The organism is Micromonospora sp. NPDC049047, from assembly GCF_040649135.1.
Lineage (GTDB): Bacteria > Actinomycetota > Actinomycetes > Mycobacteriales > Micromonosporaceae > Micromonospora.
The window spans coordinates 128,001-146,017 of record NZ_JBEZEY010000011.1 but is presented as its reverse complement, the minus strand read 5'-3'; the positions used below and the strand labels follow the sequence as shown (position 1 = coordinate 146,017).

Here is an 18,017-nt window from a genome sequence, read left to right as displayed (position 1 = left end):
GGCCGTCAACCGGCCAGGCTGGTAACCGGGCAGGCCGTCAGCCGAGCAGGAACTCCCGCAGCGCGGGAGCGAGCGTCGCCGGCGGCACCTCGTGGTAACCGCCGTCGAGGCTGATGGATCGGCCGCCCGGGACCGCCTCCGCCGCGGCCCGGCTGCCGTCGCGCAGCCACTGTGGACTGCCGGTGCTGTCCACCGCGAGGGTCGGCGCGGTGATGGTGGCCAGTTGGTCAGCCGGCAGTCGCCCGCCCGCCGTGACGATCGCGTCGTACGGCAGGGTGTGCGCGATTGCGGTCAGCCCACCCCAGACCGGTTGGGTCCGCATCCCGGCGACCGCCTCGGCGGGCAGCCCCACCGAGGCGAGCAGGAAGGTCTCCACCGCGCTGTCCCGGTCGTCGGCGGCGATCAGCTCGATGAGCTGCGCGGTGATGTCCTTCCGGACGCCCATGTGCGGGCCGACCTGGAACGGCGGCTCGAACAGCGCCAACCCGGTCACCGGCAGGCCCTGCGCGGTGGCGAGGGCGGCCAGGACCGCGCCGGAGGAGATCCCGTAGACGGCGGCGGAACCACCTGCCGCCGCGATCACGGCGGCCAGGTCGTCGATCTCGCGGCCGATCTCGTACGGCGCGGTGTCGCCGCTGTAGCCCCGCCCTCGGCGGTCATAGCCGAAAACTGTGAAATCCGGTGCCAGAGCCGTGGCCAGTGCACGGGTCGTAGCGCGGTCACCGAACGCCCCGCAGACCAGGACGATCGCCGGCCCGGCACCGGACCGCTCGAACGCGATGGGCGTGCCGTCAGCCGATCGGACCTGCTCCACCGGCGGTGTCATGTCACTCACGATGCTGTCTCCGTCCGCGTCAACCGTCTCGTCCTTTCTAGACCCTGCCCACGACGATTACCGGCAGACCGCGGTAACCGGTGCTCGCTCCGTGGTGGCCGGCGTACCCGCAGCTCCGATGTGCTGCCCGGGTCGACCCGGCGGCATCCAGGTGAGAGGCTGTCGGAGCAAGGCGGCCATCCCCAACCGCCGCCAACCGCGACCCTGACGACGGCGTCGCGCGGCGGCCCGGTCGACCCAGAGGCCGGGCCCGCGGGCGCCGATTCTTCCGAGGAGATCCATGTCCACAACCGGGATGCGACGGGCCGCTGTCGGTCTGACCGCGCTCGCGGTGGCCGCGTTCGGCGCGGTCGCCACCAGCCCAGAACAAGCCGACGCGCGACCGAAGCCGGTCGACGTCACCCTGCTGGCCCTCAACGACTTCCATGGCAACCTCGAACCGCCGAGCGGGTCCAGCGGCACCATCGCCGGGCAGACAGCGGGCGGCGTCGAATACCTGGCGACCCACCTGGCCGAGCTGCGCGCCGCCGCCAAGAAGCAGAACACCATCACGGTCGCCGCCGGTGACCTGATCGGCGCGTCCCCGCTGCTCTCCGCCGCGTTCCACGACGAGCCGACGATCGAGGCGCTGAGCATGGCCGGCCTGGATTACGCGAGCGTCGGCAACCACGAGTTCGACGAGGGCGCCGCCGAGCTGCTGCGGATCCAGAACGGCGGCTGCCACCCGGTGGACGGCTGCGCCGACGGCACCCCGTACCGGGGCGCCGGCTTCACGTACCTGTCCGCGAACGCCTTCAAGACCGCCACCGGCAAGCCGCTGATGGCGCCGTACGCGATCCACAAGGTGCAGGGCGTCAAGGTCGGCTTCATCGGGATGACCCTGGAAGGCACCCCGCAGATCGTCAGCCAGCAGGGCGTCGCCGGCCTCACCTTCGCCGACGAGGCGGACACCGCGAACCGGTACGCCCGCGAACTGCGCCGCAAGGGCGTGGAGACGATCGTCGTGCTGCTGCACGAGGGTGGTGCCCAGGCGGCGACAGGTGGCATCAACGACTGCGTCGGCATGACCGGGCCGATCGTGGACATCGCCAACCGGATGGACCCGTCGATCGACGTGGTGGTCAGTGGGCACACCCACCAGGCGTACAACTGCGACATCAACGGCAAGCTGGTGACCAGCGCCAGCTCGTTCGGCCGCCTGGTCACCGACATCGACCTGAAGATCGACCGCCGGAGCGGGGACGTCATCTCCGCCGCCGCGAACAACGTAGTGGTCACCCGGGACGTCGCCAAGGACCCGAAGCAGACCGCCCTGATCGACAGGTACAAGACGGTGCTCGGCCCGGTCGCCGACCGTCAGGTCGGCGAGACCACCGAGGCCATCACCAAGACCCAGGAAACCCTCTTCGGTACGAGTCTGGGCGAATCGCCACTGGGCAACGTGATCGCCGATGCGCAACTCGCGGCCACCGACGACGAACAGGGCGCTGTCGCCGCCTTCATGAACCCAGGTGGTGTCCGGGCCGACCTCAACGCCGGCCCGGTCACCTACGAGGAGGCGTTCACGGTTCAGCCGTTCGCCAACAACCTGGTGACGCTGGACCTGACCGGTGCGCAGCTCTACTGCGTCCTGGAGCAGCAATTCGTCACCGGCCGGACGCTGTACCCGTCGGCCACGGTGGGCTACGTGGTCGACCCGAACGGCACCACCGGTACGGTCGCCGACCCGTGCGCCGGCACCCGGGTGGTCCGGGGCAGCCTCACCATCGGCGGGGCCGCCGTCGACACCGCCGCCACCTACCGGGTGACGGTGAACAACTTCCTCTCCGGGGGCGGTGACGGCTTCAGCGCCCTCACCGCCGGGACCAACCAGGTCACCGGCCAGATCGACCTGGACGCGTTCGTGGACTACCTGACCGCGCAGTCGCCGGTGTCCGCGCCGACGCTGGACCGGATCCGCACCACCGCCGAGGTCCCCGCCGCCTGACGGCCGACCCCGCGACGTCGGGCCCCGGAGCGAACGCTCCGGGGCCCGACCCGTCCCCGGCTCTGTCCAGTCCACATCCCGTCTCGCCCCGCCCGGTCGTCCGCCCGATGTGTCGGCCGCATGATCACGCTGCAACATGGAAGTAGTGGCCTCCGGGAGCGTGGATGCCACTCGATCCAGGATCGAGCGTGATCTTGCGGGGGAACTTGCGCGGATCTTGAGCGCGCCGGGGCGCGAGGGCGCCGGGTGGGTCAGGCGGGGGTGGGGGCCGGCTCGGGGGAGGTGACGGTCGGCGTCAGTCGGCCGTCCTGATCGGCGCTGAGCAGTCGGCGCAGGGAGAGCGCGATCAACGAGGCGACCAGACAACCGCCGACCACCGTCGCCACCCAGACTCGGCCGTCGGCTGCGCCGATGAGCGGGCCTGCGGTCACCGGGCCGATCACCCCGCTGATTCCGAAGATCATCGAACTCATCGCGTTGTACCGACCGCGCAGCTCGTCCGTGGCCAGGGCGTTGGTGAGCGCGGGCATCACCGGCGACAGCATCGTCTCACCGAAGCCGAAGATCGCTGAGCAGGCCACCACGCACAGGGCAGCGAACACGGCGCTCTCCCCGGTCACCACACCGGCCGCGCCGAGGACCAACCAGGCGGTGGCGAACACCGCCCCCACCACCGCCAGTGCCCGGGTGCGGCTGCGCCCCTCGATCCGGCGGATCACCACCAGTTGTGCGAGCACGATCATCACCGTGTTGGCCGCGAGCGCCCAGGCCACCACCCGGGGGTTCACCTCGACCACCCGCATGGCGTACGCGGCGAAACCCACCTCGATCTGCGCGTACCCGCAGGTGGTGAGGACCAGTCCGAAGATCACCAGCCGCCGGAACGGACGGTCCCGCAGCACTGTCAGGTAGCCGCCGGGCGACGGCTCGCCGACCCCCCGACGGGTGCCGAGGCGTTGGCCCACGCTGGGCAGGGTGAGCAGGATCAGCGCCGGCAGCAGGTAGCTGACCGCGTCCAGCAGGTAGATCGTTTGGAAGGTGCCGGGCCGGGCGGTGTCGACGATCGCGCCGGAGGTCATGCCGCCGATGCCGATACCGAGGTTGAGCAGGGCGAAGTTCAGCCCGAACACGCGTTGCCGCTCATCGTCGTCGGTCAACGACGCGAGGATCGTGTTCTGCCCGGACCAGATCGCCGAGCTGCCGATGGCGATCACCGTCATCACCAGCAGCGCCGAACCGGTCGAGTGGACCAGCGCGAGCGAGCCCGTGCCGATCGCCTCCAGCACCAGGCAGGGCACCACCACCCGGCGGGCGCCGAACCGGTCGATGAGCGTCCCGCCCAGCGGCGACAGCACCAGGGTGACGGCGCCGTACCAGCCGATCACGAGCCCGGCGCGGGCGTCGGTGAGCCCGCGTACGTCGGTCAGGTAGATGAACAGGAACGGCAGGGTCAGACCGCGCCCGATCGCCGACAGCAGAGTGCCGAGCATGATCCGGCGGGCATCCGGCCGGCGGGGCAGGGCACGACGCAGCATGTCCGGCATTCTGTTCGTCAGGTGTGACACTCCGCGAATCGTTTTCGCCGCCCCGAGCCGTCGCCGGGCCGTCCGGTGACCAATCCCACGATGATCGACTCGGCTCGGTGGCGGCCGGCCGGTGTCCGCCGGGTCTGCGATGCTGGCCCGATGACCGGCACCTGGCGACATCTGCCCGCTACCGCCCGCGCCATCGCGGTGACCGCGGCCGCAGCCGTCGCCGCCGCCCAGGCACGCGACGGTCAGGCGTACGACGAGGCGGTCGTTGGTCTTGCCGCCGACGAGCGATCCGGTCTGGTGCTCGGTGCGGTGGTCCGGCTGCTGCTCGAGGAGAGCCACCCGGACGGGCTCACCGGCGACGACATCCGCCAGGTGTTGACCCGGTGCGTGCAGGGCGCGACGCGGTGGCGGTCGGACGTTGACCCGCATGTGGTGCTCGTCCTGCTGGCCGGCGCGCTCGGCGTGTACGACCCCGAGAGCGACGAGTCGCCGCCCGACGCAGTGGCGCTGGCCCGGCACGCCCCGATCCTGGTGGCCGACCTGTTGGCGACGACAAGCGTGCCGTTCGACGACTACCTGGCCGCCGCGTTCGCCGAGATCGAACGCACCGAACGACAGGACTGACGGTGGGCGGCCACCTCGCTGTGGCCGCCCAGGGTCGGCAGAAGTACCTATGTTGGCGGCAGTTCCGGCACTGTCAGTCCTGGTTCCAGGTGTCCGTCTCGGGGGACATCAACGCGCCCTGGCTGGCCACCTGCCCGCTGGCGAGTGTCCGCCCGGACGCGTCGAGCGCCTCGACGACGAGGCCCGTCAGGGCGTCGGGCACTGTCAACACCACCCCGGAGCCGCTCACGGCCGTCGTCACCGAGCGTCCGTCCTGCGTCACCCGTACTGTGGTGGCTGTCGCTGGTGTCACCACCAACAGGGACCGCTGGCCCTCGCCGCCGATGACGTCACCGTCGATCGGCACCACCAGGACGCTGGCCGGGTCGGTCGGGTCCGTCGCGGCGGTGAAGGACGCGCCGGTGCCGAGTACGCCGTCGGGTCTCGGTTGGTCGAGATCGATCGTCACCTCGCCGACCCAGCCGCCGCCGTACACGGGGGCGGCCAGGAGTGTCGCCCTGCCGCTCTCCACCGAACGCCCGGCAACGCCCGGCGATCCGCCGGTGGGACGGGCGGGAAGGTCGGCCACCTGCCCGCCCCACACCACGCTCGGCAGGGCGGTCAGCCGGTATCCCGCCGACTGGGCGTACTGCGACACCAACACTCGGGCACGCTGCGTCGGGACACTGCCGCGAACGCGGGACATCGCGGTCGCGAGCTGCGCATCGGTGATCGGCCGCGACGCCAGCGAACCCGGACCCGGGGTCACCTTGCGCGTCACAGTGCCGCAGTCGACCCGCCACCACTCGGGTCGCTGGGTCTGCGGCGTACGGGTCAGGTAGGACCCGGTCGGCTCCGGGGTCCACCGGAACGGCTCACCATCGGGCAACGGTGCGGTGAGGAAGACACACCCGGCGGGTGCGATCGCCACGTGGACGGCCTTTCCCGGACCGGCCGGGTCGTCGAGGGTGAGGCTCTCGTAGGGCTCCAGGCCGTCGCCGACGCTGTGCACGGCGGCCGGGCTGGCCAGCTGCTCGGCGCTGGCGCCCTCGTCGGCGGCCAGCCAGATCGAGGCGCTCGGCCAGTCGATGCCCGGGTGTGGCCGGCCGCGGACGAAGGCGGCAAGCGCGATCCGCCGGCCGCCGACGTCGTCGACGAAGAGCACCTTCACCGTGTTCGGCTCGTCAAGCATCTGCAACGGCAGCGTCAGCCGGGGGAAGGCGCCCTGACGCTGCGCGGCCGACAGGAGTTGCGCGAGTTGGTCGACGTAGTCGCGGTCCTGACCGACGACGCCCTGCGGTGGTGACTGAACGAGTTTGTTCGACCAGGCCAGCACGGGTGCGATGGTTTCGGTCGAGTCCGCTGGTCGTGGTTGGGTGGTCCGACCCGGGTCGGCGATCGCGAATGCCGCTCCGCCCAGTGAGACCACCAGGGCCAGGGCCAGCCCGCCAAGGCGGCGCTGCCGGTCCCGCCGGTAACGCGCTCTGGCCCTTCCGTACGGATCCGGCTGTGGGGTCAGGGTCCTGCTCAGCTCGGCCAGGGCCTGGCCCACCTCCTCATCGACAGTCATGGTGTTGCTCCCGTCATCGTCGTTGTACCGGTCGGTACCGGCTCGGTTGCCGTTGCGGTCGTCGTCACCGGCACCTGTTCGGGCGTCGGCGCGTCGGATGTCAGTGCCAGCCGCAGGCGGGCCAAACCTCTCGACGCGCGGCTCTTGACCGATCCCACCGAGCAGCCCAGGGTGGCCGCGACCGCCACCTCCGGCAGGTCGACCACGTACCGGAGCACGATCACGGCCCGGGTACGCGGGGTCAGCTCCCGCATCGCCGCGTACAGGGCGTGCCGTTCCGGCACCGCCTCGGTCATGTCCCGAGCGGTCCGGTCCGGCAGGATCGACGTGACCACCTCGTGCACCCGGTGGCGGCGCCAGCTGCTGATGTGTTGATTGATCATGACCCGGCGCAGGTAGGCCATCGGATCGTCGACCCGACGCCAGCGACGCATCACCTTCACCAGCGCCGTCTGCACCAGATCCTCGGCATCCTGCGCCGAACCGGTGAGGTGGTACGCCACGCGCAGAAGATCCATGTAGCGCGTCTCGACGAACTCTCGAAAATGCTCGTCGTCAACTGCCATAAGCCCCCGCCTCGGTTGGTTACCCATCACGACTCCGTCGAGGGCCGAAAGGTTGAAGGCCGGCCGCGGGCACATCGTGGCGTCCCTGGCCGCCCGCCGTGGGCGGTGGCGGTGTCGACTGCTGCACTACTGTGCCCGGATGAGCGCCGACGGTTGGCTGGCCGACACCCGGACGTCGTACGACACGGTGGCCGGGAGCTACGCCGCGATGCTGCGCGACGCACTCGACGACGCGCCGTACGAACGGGCGGTCCTGGCGTTGTTCGCCGAACTGACCCGCAGCGGTGAGGGACCGGTTGTCGACATCGGTTGCGGGCCGGGACGGATCACCGCCCACCTGCACAGCCTCGGCGTCGACGCCTTCGGCATCGACCTCTCACCCGCGATGATCGACATTGCCCGGCGCGACCATCCTGGCCTGCGGTTCGCTGTGGGTTCCATGACGGACCTCGACCTCACCGACTCCTGCGTCGCCGGCATCCTGGCCTGGTTCTCCATCATCCACATCCCGGACGACGAAGTGCCAGCGGTCCTGGCCCACTTCCACCGGGTGCTGCGTCCCAACGGCACAGTGCTGCTCGCCTTCCACGTCGGCGCCGGGCGTCGGCTGAAGACGGAGGGCTACGGCGGGCACCCGATGAACGTGTACGTGCACCGCCGCCCACCGGACCGGGTCGCCGCCTGGCTCACCGACGCCGGGTTCACCGTCGAGGCCCAACTGCTGCACCGCCCCGACGAGAACAGGCACGGCGCGTTCCTCTTCGCCCGCCGGCACTCCTGACGAGCAACCATGCGGCACACGCATCGGCCTACGCCCATCGCTCTAGCCACGGCAACGACCGATCCGTACCCTCCATCGCCATGGGGAACCTTGCTGCGGCGGGCTTCGGCGCCCTCGCCAGCCTCGTCGTTGTAGCCCTTGGCGCGTGGCTTCAGGCCCAACGGGAGCGTCGGCAATGGCTCCGTGATCAGAAGCTGCGAGGCGCGGTCGACTACCTCACCAGCACGCGGTACTTGCTCAGCCAGTATCGAAGGGTGGGTGAGGTGGGCATGGATCAGGACGACCGACGGGAGTGGCGAAGCCGGATGCAGTCCGCGCGCTCTACCCTCAGTCTCCTGTGCAGCGCTCGGACGGTGTCGCTGGCGAATGATGTGGCGAGGGCTCTCTACGACCTCAGCCCCGACTCTGACGAGGCTCACAAGAAAGCCGCGGAGAGCGCCTTCCGGAACCTGGTATGGCAACTGCGAAAAGAACTCGGCTCACCACAGCTCGACAGCTGACAGTCGAGGCACAAGACGTGCAGACCTGGGTCAACGAGGTGGTTCCCACCTCCTCGGACGCCCACCCGCGACGCCCGCAAGCGCCTGGTGGAGAGCCTGCGGTGACCGCCGCTGCTGTAGGAATGCATCAGGGGCCACTCTCATCGATGGAGAGTGGCCCCTGACCTCGGTCGGGGTGGCCGGATTCGAACCGACGACCTCTTCGTCCCGAACGAAGCGCGCTACCAAGCTGCGCCACACCCCGAGGCGTGCCGACAAATAGTAGCCCACCCGCTCGGATGGTCAAACTCGGTACCCCCGCCCTCCGGGGGCGGTCAGCGGGGGATGAGGGTGAGGATGCTGGCCTCCGGGGGGCAGGCGAAGCGGACCGGGGCGGTGGGGTGGGTGCCCAGGCCGGCGGAGACGTGCAGCCAGGAGTCGGAGCCGGGCCAGCGGTGCAGACCGCGCGCCATCGACCGGGGCAGGCCGCAGTTGGTCACCAGGGCGCCGTAGCCCGGTACGCAGACCTGACCGCCGTGGGTGTGCCCGGCGAGCAGCAGCCCGAAGCGGTCCGCGGCCATCTGGTCGAGCACCCGCGGCTCGGGGGAGTGCGTCACCGCGATGGACAGGTCCGCCGAGGACGAGACCGCCCCGGCGACGCTTGGGTAGTCGTCCCGGTCGATGTGGGGGTCGTCCACACCGACCAGGTCGACCTGCCGACCGCCGGCCTTCAGCGTGGTCCGCGCGTTGTTGAGATCCGCCCAGCCGGCGCCGGTGAACACCTGGCGCAGCTCCTCGTAGGGCAGTTCGACGCCCTCGGTGTACTCGCGGTCGGGCAGGAAGTAGGTGAAGGGGTTCTTCAACACCGGGCCGGTGTAGTCGTTGGAGCCGAACACGAACGCCCCGGGGTAGTCGAGCAGCGGTTGCAGGGCCCGCAGCACTCCGGGCACCGCGCTCGGGTGGGCCATGTTGTCGCCGGTCACCACCACCAGGTCGGGGTCGAGAGCGGCGAGTGACGCCACCCAGCGTTGCTTGCGCGCCTGGTCGGGCATCATGTGCAGGTCCGAGAGGTGCAGCACGCGCAGCGGCTCCGCGTCGGCCGGCAGCACCGGCACGTCGTACCGCCGCAGGGTGAACATGTTGCGCTCGATGAGCGACGCGTACGCGAGCGTGGCCGCGCCGACCGTGGCGGTTCCGGCGGCAAGCCGGAATAGTGTGCGCTTTCGCATGGCGTTCAGGGTAGTTTGACCGTCCATGAGCACGCTGAAGGACCGCCTCACCGCCGACATGCGTTCCGCGCTCAAGGCGCGCGACGAGCTGACCACCTCCACGCTGCGGATGGCCCTGGCCGCCGTCGGCACCGCCGAGGTCGCCGGCAAGGCCAAGCGCGAGCTCACCGATGACGAGGTGCTCGTGGTGTTGACCAAGGAAGCCAAGAAGCGCCGGGAGGCGGCCACCGCGTTCGCCGACGCCGGCCGCGCCGAGCAGGCCGCGAAGGAGACCGCCGAGGGTGAGGTGCTGGACCGCTACCTGCCCAAGCAGCTCTCCGACGCCGAGCTGACCGAGCTGGTGTCGGGGGCGCTCGCCGCGGGTGGCTTCACCGGCAAGGCCCAGATGGGCCCGGCCATGAAGGCGGCCCAGGCCGCGGTGGCGGGCCAGGCCGAGGGTGGCCGGGTGGCCGCCGAGGTACGCAGACAGCTCGGCCTCTGATCCACCGGCGTCCCGGTCGGCGTTCCCCGGAGCGTCAGCGGGCTGCGGTGGTCCGGACCTACGGAAACGGGCGGGCACCCCTTGTGGGTGCCCGCCCGTCGTGTCTTCCTCGCCGACTCAGCCGCCGGGTCGACCACCGGGTCGACCCGGCTGGCCGCCGGGCTGACCGGGCTGGCCGGCGCCGCCGGGAGTGCCCGGCGTGCCGCCGCCGCCACCGTTGCTCACCTGGATGGTGACCACGCCACCCTTGATGGTGCGCCCGTCCGGGCTGGTGCCGTGTGCGGTGCCCGCGGGGCAGGACGACGGCACCTTCGCGTCGGAGACCACCGGCTCGAAACCGGCGCCCTTGAGCCGGGACTTCGCCTGATCCACCGAGACGCACTTCACGTCGGGGATGCTGCGCTGGTCACCCTCGGAGATCTTCTGGCCCGGCGCGGCGAACGGAATGCGGTCCTTGCCCTTCATGGCATCCCGCAACGTCTCGTAGACCGGCGGGTTGATGCCGTCCTTCTCCTTGTGCTTCATCTTGACGTTCGTCTGCGGCCAGTCCGGGTCGGCCATGATGCCGGCCACCGAGTACTGCTTGGTCATGGCGACCAGGGCGGCGGTCTTCTCCGAGTCGGTGGTGCCGGACTTGCCGGCCACCGGCGCGTCGACGATGCCCTTCACGACGCCGGCGGTGCGGCTGCTTCCGCACTTGCTGGTGGTGGAGTTGTCGCCGACCGGGCAGCGGGCGGCGTCCACGGCGGCGCGGGCCACGTCGGTGCTGAACCGCTTCTCACAGCGGGGGTTGGCGATGTCCAGCTTGTTGCCGTCCGGGTCGCGGATTTCCTGCACCGGGATCGGCTCGCAGTACGTGCCGTCCGCCGCCAGGGTCGCGTACGCGTTGGCGAGGTCCAGCGGGGTGGTCTGCGAGACGCCGAGGGTGAAGGCACCCCACTGGTGCGCCCCCTTCTCCAGGGTCAGGTCCTCGTCGGTGCGGAACTGGATGCCGGCCCGCTTGGCGGCGCTGACCACGTTCTCCGCGCCGACCTGCTGCTGGAGCGGGACGAAGTAGGTGTTGACCGACTGGGCGAACGCGGTCCACATGTTCTGTACGCCACCGGCCTTCAGGCCGGAGTTGGTCGGGCAGTAGAAGTGGGTACCGGGGCACGCCGCGTCGCTGCTGGGGCTGATGATGTATTCCGACTTGAACTGCTGTGGCGCGTTGATGGTGTAGCTGAGCGGGAGGCCCTTCTCCAGCGCGGCCAGGATGGTGAAGATCTTGAAGGTCGAGCCGGCCTGGTAACCGGTGATGCCGTCACCGCCGGTGAGCAGCGGGTTGACAGTCGCCGGGTAGTTGCCCCGGATCTTCTTCTTGCTCTTCGCCGGATCGCTGGAGATCTTGTTCTTCGGGTTCTTCGGGTCGTCCAGCTTGAACTGCCGGTTGACCGCGAGCGCCCGGACCCGGCCGGTGCCGGGCTCGACCACCGCTACCATCGCGGCTTCCTTGCTGTTCTCGCTCTTGGACCGGCGGACCGCCGCGTCGGCGCCCTTCTGGGCCTGCACGTCGATCGAGGTGACCACGGTGTAGCCGCCACTCTTCAGCCGCCGATCCCGGTCGTACCTGCTCGAACCGAACGTCTCCTGCTGCAACCACCAGCGGTAGAAGTAGTCGCAGAAGAAGCCCCAGCTGTTGACGTTCGCGGCGACACAGCCGTTCGGGGTGCGCTTGTCCTTCACCTTCAGCTCGACGGCTTTGGCCGCGTCGGCTTCCTGCTGCGTGATGGCCTTGATCTCGACCATGTTCTGGATGACGTAGTCGCGCCGGTCCTTGGCGAGCGGGTAGCCGGCCTCGGTGGTCGGGTCGTTCGTGGTGGGTGCCTTGACCATGCCGGCCAGCAGCGCCGCTTCCTCGATCTTGAGTTTGCTCGGCGGCTTACCGAAGTAGACCTGGCTGGCGGCGTAGATGCCGTACGCGCCGTTGCCGAACGAGGCGAGGTTGAGGTAGCGGGTGAGGATCTCGTCCTTGGAGAATTCCTTGTCGACCTGGAGGGCCAGCCGCATCTCCCGGAGCTTGCGGGCGCTGGTGTCCTCGGTCGCCGCGACCACGTCGGCCGGGTGGGTGGCCGAGTAGGCGATGGCCAGCCGGACGTACTGCATGGTCAGCGTGGAGGCACCCTGCCGGCCGGAGCCTTCGCTCTGGTTGTTGACGAACGCCCGGGCGACACCGTTGATGTCGACGCCGTTGTGCTTGTAGAAGTCGTGGTCCTCGGCCGCGATGATGGCCTTCTGCATGTACGGAGAGATGTCGGCCTGCTTCACGTCGCGCCGGTTCTCGTCGTACATCGTCGCGAGTGGTGTCTTGCCGTCCGACGCCAACAGGTAGCTGATCTGTGGCGCGCGGGCCACCGTCAGCTCCGTGGGCAGGGCGCCGAATGTCTCGGCGCCGGCCTTGGCGGCCAAGCCGGACATCGCCACCGCGGGAAAGGCCGCCGCAGCGACCACCACGCCGGCCAACAGGCCACACACCAGCAGCGATGCGGCGTTGGTCAGCACATTGTGGTCACGTTTCCGCATCCAGGTCACCTCGACAGGGTACGCGAGTAGGGAACGAGGGCTGCCGGGGCGTTCTTTCCCCATTTCCTGCGCGCGCTGCCCTCGTTGTGCTAAACGCACGACCCCCGGTGCTTGGTTGCGTGTGACCCGGCGTGAGTCTCCTCCGATCGGATGAGGCGGCGCAGCGTTATCGCCGACCTCGGCGGGGTAAGCGGCGGTCGAAGGCCCGGGAAGCCGGGAGTGTCCGGAATGATGGATTTCGCCGACAACGTTGCGTAATCAGTCGACTACAGAGCATGATGGGGTCGGCGACAGCGCCACATGTCGTCCGTGCCGCCTTGGGGAAGGCGAGCCGGGCGATCGGGGGGAATTGCCGGCTGGCGTGCATCGACGAGGTCGGTAGGTACTGCAAGGGGGGACGTGTACACATGGGCATGATCACTGACTGGCCGTCGCTGGCGGCGTGTCAGAACGGGGACCCGGACGCGTTGTTCGTACAGGGCGCCGAACAGAACGTGGCGAAGCGGATCTGCCGGAGCTGCCCAGTTCGGTACGAGTGCCTGGCCGACGCGCTTGACAACCGGATCGAGTTCGGTGTGTGGGGCGGCATGACCGAACGCGAACGGCGGGCGCTGCTGCGTCGACACCCGCAGGTGACGAGCTGGCGCAAGATGTTCGAGGCCGCGATGAAGAAGAACAGCAAGGAAAAGGCCGGAAAGGACAAGATCCTCGTCAGTGCGGCCAACTGACGACGGTCACGGCCGGCTGATCGCCGCGCCGATCGTCCGTAGCCCGTCGACGTCGTGCACGTCGGCGGGCTGTGCCGTCACCGACACCGCCGGCACCCCCGGGAACGCCTCGGTGAACCGCGCCGCGACCTGCTGCTCGCGTACCGCCTGACGGGCCAGCGCCGCGTGCGCCCGCAGCACGTCGGCGGTGGCCTCGTGCCCACCCAGCTCGGTCAGTCGCTCGGCGGCGACCCGGCTCTGCTCGGCGTCCAGCTCCGGCACCGCTGGTCGGTGCACCCGGTTGAGCACCAGGCCGGCCAGCGGCATGCGCTCCTCCCGCAGCCGGCCCGCGAAGTAGGCGGCCTCCCGGACCGCGTCCGGCTCCGGCGTCGCGACAAGCAGGAAGGCCGTCTCCCGCGCCTGCAGGATCCGGTACGTCTGCTCGGCCCGTTGCCGGAAACCCCCGAACATCGAGTCGAGTGCGGCCACGAAGCCGGACAGGTCGGTGAGCAGTTGCGCCCCGAGGACCTTCTGCACCACCTTCGAGAACATCCCGAACGAGGCGGTGACCAGGCTGAACATGCTCCGTCCGCCACTGCGCGCCGGAGCCAGCAGCAGCCGCAGCATCCGGCCGTCGAGAAAGCGGGAGAGCCGGGCCGGGGCATCCAGGAAATCAAGTGCCGAGCGGGACGGCGGAGTGTCCACCACGATCAGGTCCCAGTCGCCCCGGGCGTGCAGCTGGCCGAGCTTCTCCATCGCCATGTATTCCTGCGTGCCGGCGAAGGTCGAACTCATCGCCTGGTAGAACGGGTTCGCGAAGATCTCCGCGGCCTTCGTCGGATCGGTGTGCTGCAACACCACGTCGTCGAAGGTGCGCTTCATGTCGAGCATCATGGCGTGCAGCTCGCCGCCGCTGCTCTCGACGTCGATCCCCTTGACCTGGCGGGGGGTGTTGTCCAGCTCGGTAAGGCCCAGCGACTGGGCCAGCCGGCGGGCCGGGTCGATGGTGAGCACCACAGTGCGCCGGCCGTGGTGCTCGGCCGCCCGCAGCGCCAGCGCCGCGGCCGTGGTCGTCTTTCCCACCCCGCCGGCACCGCAGCACACGATGATCCGTACGCCGGGGTCGGCGAGGATCTGGTCGACGTCCAGCTGCGGCGCCGCGTCTTCGGAAGGCACCAATCGAGCGTATCGGGCCGGGTGGGTCCACGCGCCCGTGCTGCGCCCAGGTGTGAGTCAATCGGCGCGGACGAGGGCCTGGGCCAGTGTCGCGAGCCCGGCCCGGTCCACCCCGTCGGGCAGCAACGGCAGCTCGACCATCGGCAGCCCCATCTCCACCAGGTCGGCGCGGAGCGAATCCTCCAGTTCCCGCCGGATGACCTGGTCTCGCGCCTCCTGGTGCAAACCGGCCACGGTGTCCCGATCGGCCGGCAGTCCGGCGGCGACCAGCCCACGCCTCAGCTCGGCGGCGGTGACCGCCTGGCCGGCGGGCAGCGGGGGCCGGGTGCCGTTGACGATCACCTTGCCGGCGCCGAAACCGAGAGCGGTCAGGTCGGCGATGGCGTCCACCGTCTCCTGCACCGGCATCTCCTCAAGCAGCGTGACCACGTGGACCGCGGTGATCGGGGAGCGCAGCAGCGCGGCTACCCCCTCGCTCTGGGTCTTGATCGGGCCCACCTTGGCCAGCCGGGCCGTCTCCGCCGTGACGTTGAGGAACCGACCGATCCGCCCGGTCGGTGGGGCGTCCAGCACCACCGCGTCGTACGCCCGCCGCTGCCCCGAGGTGCGGGTGGTGGCCTCCTTCACCTTGCCGGTGAGCAGCACGTCCCGCAGACCCGGTGCGATTGTGGTGGCGAAGTCGATGGCACCGAGCTTGCGCAGCGCCCGCCCCGCCGCACCCAGCTTGTAGAACATGTCCAGGTATTCGAGCAGCGCCTCCTCCGCGTCCACCGCGAGGGCGCGCACCTCACCGCCGTCCGGCGCTTCGGCGAGGTGCCGCTCCTCGTAGGGCAGCGGATCGATGCCGAAGAGTTGGGCGATGCCCTGCCGCCCCTCGACCTCGACAAGCAGGGTGCGCCGGCCCCCGGCGGCGAGCGCGAGGGCCAGGGCCGCCGCGACGCTGGTCTTGCCGGTGCCACCCTTGCCGGTCACCACGTGGAGGCGGGCCGACCATCCGGTACCGGCCGGGTCGAACGGCCGCTCAGCTGCACACACCCGTCGAGCCTATCCACGCCCGGTGGTCAGGCGACCTCGCAGACCCACCAACCCGTCTTCTGCACCACTGTGAAGCGCAGGTCCTGGTCGGCCACCTTCTCGTCGGCGGTGGTCATGGTGACCCGGGTGGAGACGGTGGCCCGGTCACCGGTCTGGTTGTCCACCTTCGGGGTGGTCCACTTGAACCGGGGGTTCTGGTACTCGGACGCGTACTTCTGCACCTCGGCCACCTTCGCGGCGATCTTGCCGTCGTCGCGGGAGGCCGCGCACACCCGGCTGGCCGCCTTGGTCGCGTCACGGTCCTTGTAGACCGCGGTGAGGAACTCGTCGACGGCGACCGCCGGCTCCTTGGCGCCCTCGCCGGTCTCGGCGTTGCGCAGGGTCAGGAACGCCAGCACGCCACCGCCCACGCAGAGCACCATGATCACGACGAGCGCGATCACCGCGATCAGCAGACCGCGCTTCTTCTTCGGCTCGGCCGCCCCGGGATAGGGCGGGTACGCCGGTGGGGGTGGCGGGATGGTCGAGGGGCCCGGCGTGCCGGGTTGGGTAGGGATCGCGGCCGACGTGCCGGCAGCGTCAGCCCCGCCGGTCGGCGCCGGGAAGGCCGGCTGGCCGGGGATGGTCGGTTGCGCGGGCAGTGCCGGGAACGCCGGGCCGGGAATGGTCGGTTGCGCGGGCAGCGCCGCCGGTGCGGGCGGCGCCGGGAGCGCGAGCTGCCCGGTCGGCGCGGCGGCGGCCGGTTGGGTGGGGGTGGCCGCGACGCCGGGCTGATCCGTGGGTTCCGGCTGGGTCGGCGGGAGAGCGGGTGGGCGGGCCTGGTCGCCGCTTGGCGGTTGGGTCATCGTTCTCCCCCGGGGGGTGCGGCGCCCGCCGCCACCCCTGGCGTCGAGCGTGATCGAGCGGGCTGCCGGGCGCTGCGCGACCGCCCGACCGGAAGGGTAGCGGTCGATGACCGCAGTGGTGTCGCCCGTGCCGCGCGGCTGCCCACCGACCCGGCCGGCCGGACCGGGCGTCCGGAGCACCATCTGGTCATTTACCTGGCCTCTGTCGCATATGTGACTGTAGGTGGCCATTCGGGCGCGTCCTATTGGCGGGACTGCGGCCCCGGACCTACCTTCGTCCCGGCGCGGGGGCCGGAACGGACGAATGGGTCCGGACCGGAAGAGTGATCCGAGCGGTACGACCGGAGGCAGTGCATGCGCGACGTGGACAACATCCCTCGCACCCAGTTCCCGACCAACGAACGGCCGCACCGGTCCGGGCCCATGGTCCCGGCCGGCGGGCAGGTCGGTGGCCAGCCGGTCAACGAACGGTCGTACCGCCGGATGCCGGAGCAGGTGGAGGCGGGCCGGGCACCGGGCCACGCCGCCGAGCGGGCCCGCGACGACGACGAGCCCGGCTTCGTCATCCACCTACCGATCCGGGTGCCGAGCCTGGCGGCGGCGACCGTGCTGGCCGGCCGGGTCGCGGTGTCGCTGGGCTTCCTACCCGAGCTGGATGCGGGCGAGACCACCGTCTCCAACGCCGACGACCAGAACAATCGGCACCGGGTCTTCTGCGACCTGCTGCTGCCCGACCGGTCCCGCTGCCCCCAGGGGTACGAGCACGAAGGGCTCTGCGGGGAGGTGCCGGCCGCGCCGGAGCAGCGTCCCGCGCCTCGCCCGGCCAGCGGACCGTAGGCTGTCCCTCGAACAAATTCCGCACCGAGAGGGAGCCCTTCAGCGATGCAGAAGTGGGAATACTCCACGGTCCCGCTGCTGGTCCACGCGACCAAGCAGATCCTCGACAACTGGGGCGAGGACGGGTGGGAACTCGTCGCCGTGGTCCCCGGGCCCAACCCCGACCAGCTGGTCGCCTACCTGAAGCGGCCGAAGGCGTGAGCAACGGTCCGCACGCGAAACTCGCCGAGCTGGGGTTCGACCTGCCCGAGGTCGTGCCGCCGGTAGCCAGCTACGTGCCGGCGGTGCAGTCCGGTCAACACGTGTACGTCTCGGGCCAGTTGCCGATCGCCGAGGGCAAGCTGCTCGCGACCGGCAAGGTCGGCGCCGGGATCTCCGCCGAGCAGGCGAAGGATCTGGCCCAGCGGTGCGGGCTCAACGCGCTGGCCGCTGTCGACTCGCTTGTCGGCCTGGAAAACGTGGTCAAGGTGGTCAAGGTGACCGGTTTCGTGGCCTCCGCGCCGGGCTTCACCGGTCAACCCGCAGTGATCAACGGTGCCTCCGACCTCTTCGGCACCGTCTTCGGCGAGGCCGGCCGCCACGCCCGCAGTGCCGTGGGGGTGGCCGAGCTGCCCCTGGACGCCCCGGTGGAGATCGAACTGATCGTCGAGGTCGCCTGACGCTTCGGCGTCGCTCGCCCGTCCGCCGTCGGGAAGGGCCCCTTTCTCCACATAAGCGTTGATCAGGGGCCCTTCCTTCTGGTTCGGTGGGCAAGATCGTGGGGCGGGGTGGGCGGGGTCGTACCATCGCAGC

The 18,017-nt window shown here is 70.4% G+C and carries 18 protein-coding genes and 1 tRNA gene; 9 read left to right on the top strand and 10 right to left on the bottom strand.

What is annotated here, in order from left to right:
* Positions 1-37 precede the first annotated feature (37 nt).
* Complete coding sequence (locus AB0B86_RS19440; RefSeq protein ID WP_357404150.1) at positions 38-826, bottom strand: alpha/beta fold hydrolase; 789 nt, start codon at positions 824-826, stop codon at positions 38-40.
* A 289-nt stretch (positions 827-1,115) separates the two neighbouring features.
* Here AB0B86_RS19440 and AB0B86_RS19435 point away from each other — a divergent pair, with 289 nt between their 5' ends.
* Positions 1,116-2,822 carry a bifunctional metallophosphatase/5'-nucleotidase gene (locus AB0B86_RS19435; protein WP_357403863.1) on the top strand — a complete coding sequence of 569 codons (1,707 nt, stop codon included), beginning with the start codon at positions 1,116-1,118 and terminating at the stop codon, positions 2,820-2,822.
* A 251-nt stretch (positions 2,823-3,073) separates the two neighbouring features.
* Here AB0B86_RS19435 and AB0B86_RS19430 read toward each other — a convergent pair whose 3' ends face one another.
* The gene (locus AB0B86_RS19430) at positions 3,074-4,357 is read right to left on the bottom strand and encodes an MFS transporter (RefSeq protein ID WP_357403865.1); all 1,284 of its coding nucleotides are present in this window, start codon (positions 4,355-4,357) and stop codon (positions 3,074-3,076) included.
* Positions 4,358-4,507: 150 nt separating this feature from the next.
* Here AB0B86_RS19430 and AB0B86_RS19425 point away from each other — a divergent pair, with 150 nt between their 5' ends.
* Positions 4,508-4,981, top strand: a complete 474-nt coding sequence (locus tag AB0B86_RS19425; protein ID WP_357403867.1) for a hypothetical protein — start codon at positions 4,508-4,510, stop codon at positions 4,979-4,981.
* Positions 4,982-5,054: 73 nt separating this feature from the next.
* Here AB0B86_RS19425 and AB0B86_RS19420 read toward each other — a convergent pair whose 3' ends face one another.
* Together AB0B86_RS19420 and AB0B86_RS19415 are read right to left on the bottom strand one after the other, a co-directional pair.
* Complete coding sequence (locus AB0B86_RS19420) at positions 5,055-6,530, bottom strand: hypothetical protein (protein ID WP_357403869.1); 1,476 nt, start codon at positions 6,528-6,530, stop codon at positions 5,055-5,057.
* Entirely contained in the window at positions 6,527-7,096 is a 570-nt protein-coding gene (locus tag AB0B86_RS19415) for a SigE family RNA polymerase sigma factor (protein ID WP_357403871.1), read from the bottom strand. Before AB0B86_RS19415 ends, AB0B86_RS19420 begins: the two co-directional genes overlap by 4 nt.
* A 139-nt stretch (positions 7,097-7,235) precedes the next feature.
* Here AB0B86_RS19415 and AB0B86_RS19410 point away from each other — a divergent pair, with 139 nt between their 5' ends.
* Together AB0B86_RS19410 and AB0B86_RS19405 are read left to right on the top strand one after the other, a co-directional pair.
* Complete coding sequence (locus AB0B86_RS19410) at positions 7,236-7,877, top strand: class I SAM-dependent methyltransferase (RefSeq protein ID WP_357403873.1); 642 nt, start codon at positions 7,236-7,238, stop codon at positions 7,875-7,877.
* Positions 7,878-7,957: 80 nt separating this feature from the next.
* Positions 7,958-8,377, top strand: a complete 420-nt coding sequence (locus AB0B86_RS19405; RefSeq protein WP_357403875.1) for a hypothetical protein — start codon at positions 7,958-7,960, stop codon at positions 8,375-8,377.
* Positions 8,378-8,547: 170 nt separating this feature from the next.
* On the opposite strand, the gene AB0B86_RS19400 is transcribed toward AB0B86_RS19405, so the two are convergent.
* Positions 8,548-8,621: transfer RNA gene (locus AB0B86_RS19400), tRNA-Pro, on the bottom strand.
* 70 nt (positions 8,622-8,691) lie between these two features.
* A complete protein-coding gene (locus AB0B86_RS19395; protein ID WP_357403921.1) occupies positions 8,692-9,585 on the bottom strand; it encodes a metallophosphoesterase in 894 nt (297 codons plus the stop codon).
* A 25-nt stretch (positions 9,586-9,610) separates the two neighbouring features.
* On the opposite strand from AB0B86_RS19395, the gene AB0B86_RS19390 reads away from it, so the two are divergent.
* On the top strand, positions 9,611-10,066 hold the full coding sequence (locus tag AB0B86_RS19390) for a GatB/YqeY domain-containing protein (protein ID WP_357418842.1): 456 nt from the start codon (positions 9,611-9,613) through the stop codon (positions 10,064-10,066).
* Between the two features lie 117 nt (positions 10,067-10,183).
* On the opposite strand, the gene AB0B86_RS19385 is transcribed toward AB0B86_RS19390, so the two are convergent.
* Complete coding sequence (locus AB0B86_RS19385; RefSeq protein WP_357418839.1) at positions 10,184-12,625, bottom strand: transglycosylase domain-containing protein; 2,442 nt, start codon at positions 12,623-12,625, stop codon at positions 10,184-10,186.
* Between the two features lie 407 nt (positions 12,626-13,032).
* Here AB0B86_RS19385 and AB0B86_RS19380 point away from each other — a divergent pair, with 407 nt between their 5' ends.
* Complete coding sequence (locus AB0B86_RS19380) at positions 13,033-13,353, top strand: WhiB family transcriptional regulator (RefSeq protein ID WP_184179440.1); 321 nt, start codon at positions 13,033-13,035, stop codon at positions 13,351-13,353.
* 6 nt (positions 13,354-13,359) lie between these two features.
* On the opposite strand, the gene AB0B86_RS19375 is transcribed toward AB0B86_RS19380, so the two are convergent.
* Genes AB0B86_RS19375 through AB0B86_RS19365 form a run of 3 tightly spaced genes read right to left on the bottom strand, consistent with a single transcriptional unit; the run spans position 13,360 to position 16,064 of the window.
* Positions 13,360-14,511, bottom strand: a complete 1,152-nt coding sequence (locus AB0B86_RS19375) for an ArsA-related P-loop ATPase (RefSeq protein WP_357403927.1) — start codon at positions 14,509-14,511, stop codon at positions 13,360-13,362.
* Positions 14,512-14,565: 54 nt separating this feature from the next.
* On the bottom strand, positions 14,566-15,543 hold the full coding sequence (locus tag AB0B86_RS19370) for an ArsA-related P-loop ATPase (RefSeq protein WP_357403929.1): 978 nt from the start codon (positions 15,541-15,543) through the stop codon (positions 14,566-14,568).
* 26 nt (positions 15,544-15,569) lie between these two features.
* On the bottom strand, positions 15,570-16,064 hold the full coding sequence (locus tag AB0B86_RS19365) for a hypothetical protein (RefSeq protein ID WP_357404152.1): 495 nt from the start codon (positions 16,062-16,064) through the stop codon (positions 15,570-15,572).
* Between the two features lie 678 nt (positions 16,065-16,742).
* On the opposite strand from AB0B86_RS19365, the gene AB0B86_RS19360 reads away from it, so the two are divergent.
* Genes AB0B86_RS19360 through AB0B86_RS19350 form a run of 3 tightly spaced genes read left to right on the top strand, consistent with a single transcriptional unit; the run spans position 16,743 to position 17,884 of the window.
* A complete protein-coding gene (locus AB0B86_RS19360) occupies positions 16,743-17,225 on the top strand; it encodes a hypothetical protein (protein ID WP_357403931.1) in 483 nt (160 codons plus the stop codon).
* Positions 17,226-17,270: 45 nt separating this feature from the next.
* Entirely contained in the window at positions 17,271-17,426 is a 156-nt protein-coding gene (locus tag AB0B86_RS19355) for a DUF4177 domain-containing protein (protein ID WP_007466198.1), read from the top strand.
* Positions 17,423-17,884, top strand: coding sequence for a RidA family protein (locus AB0B86_RS19350; RefSeq protein ID WP_357403933.1), 462 nt, complete (start codon positions 17,423-17,425; stop codon positions 17,882-17,884). The genes AB0B86_RS19355 and AB0B86_RS19350 overlap by 4 nt, the downstream gene beginning before the upstream one ends.
* The last annotated feature ends 133 nt before the right edge of the window (positions 17,885-18,017 follow it).

Coding starts and splice junctions, on each gene's coding strand:
- AB0B86_RS19440 (WP_357404150.1), bottom strand. CDS start 826: ATGACACCGCCGGTGGAGCAGGTCCGATCGGCTGACGGCACGCCCATC.
- AB0B86_RS19435 (WP_357403863.1), top strand. CDS start 1,116: ATGTCCACAACCGGGATGCGACGGGCCGCTGTCGGTCTGACCGCGCTC.
- AB0B86_RS19430 (WP_357403865.1), bottom strand. CDS start 4,357: ATGCTGCGTCGTGCCCTGCCCCGCCGGCCGGATGCCCGCCGGATCATG.
- AB0B86_RS19425 (WP_357403867.1), top strand. CDS start 4,508: ATGACCGGCACCTGGCGACATCTGCCCGCTACCGCCCGCGCCATCGCG.
- AB0B86_RS19420 (WP_357403869.1), bottom strand. CDS start 6,530: ATGACTGTCGATGAGGAGGTGGGCCAGGCCCTGGCCGAGCTGAGCAGG.
- AB0B86_RS19415 (WP_357403871.1), bottom strand. CDS start 7,096: ATGGCAGTTGACGACGAGCATTTTCGAGAGTTCGTCGAGACGCGCTAC.
- AB0B86_RS19410 (WP_357403873.1), top strand. CDS start 7,236: ATGAGCGCCGACGGTTGGCTGGCCGACACCCGGACGTCGTACGACACG.
- AB0B86_RS19405 (WP_357403875.1), top strand. CDS start 7,958: ATGGGGAACCTTGCTGCGGCGGGCTTCGGCGCCCTCGCCAGCCTCGTC.
- AB0B86_RS19395 (WP_357403921.1), bottom strand. CDS start 9,585: ATGCGAAAGCGCACACTATTCCGGCTTGCCGCCGGAACCGCCACGGTC.
- AB0B86_RS19390 (WP_357418842.1), top strand. CDS start 9,611: ATGAGCACGCTGAAGGACCGCCTCACCGCCGACATGCGTTCCGCGCTC.
- AB0B86_RS19385 (WP_357418839.1), bottom strand. CDS start 12,625: ATGCGGAAACGTGACCACAATGTGCTGACCAACGCCGCATCGCTGCTG.
- AB0B86_RS19380 (WP_184179440.1), top strand. CDS start 13,033: ATGGGCATGATCACTGACTGGCCGTCGCTGGCGGCGTGTCAGAACGGG.
- AB0B86_RS19360 (WP_357403931.1), top strand. CDS start 16,743: ATGCGCGACGTGGACAACATCCCTCGCACCCAGTTCCCGACCAACGAA.
- AB0B86_RS19355 (WP_007466198.1), top strand. CDS start 17,271: ATGCAGAAGTGGGAATACTCCACGGTCCCGCTGCTGGTCCACGCGACC.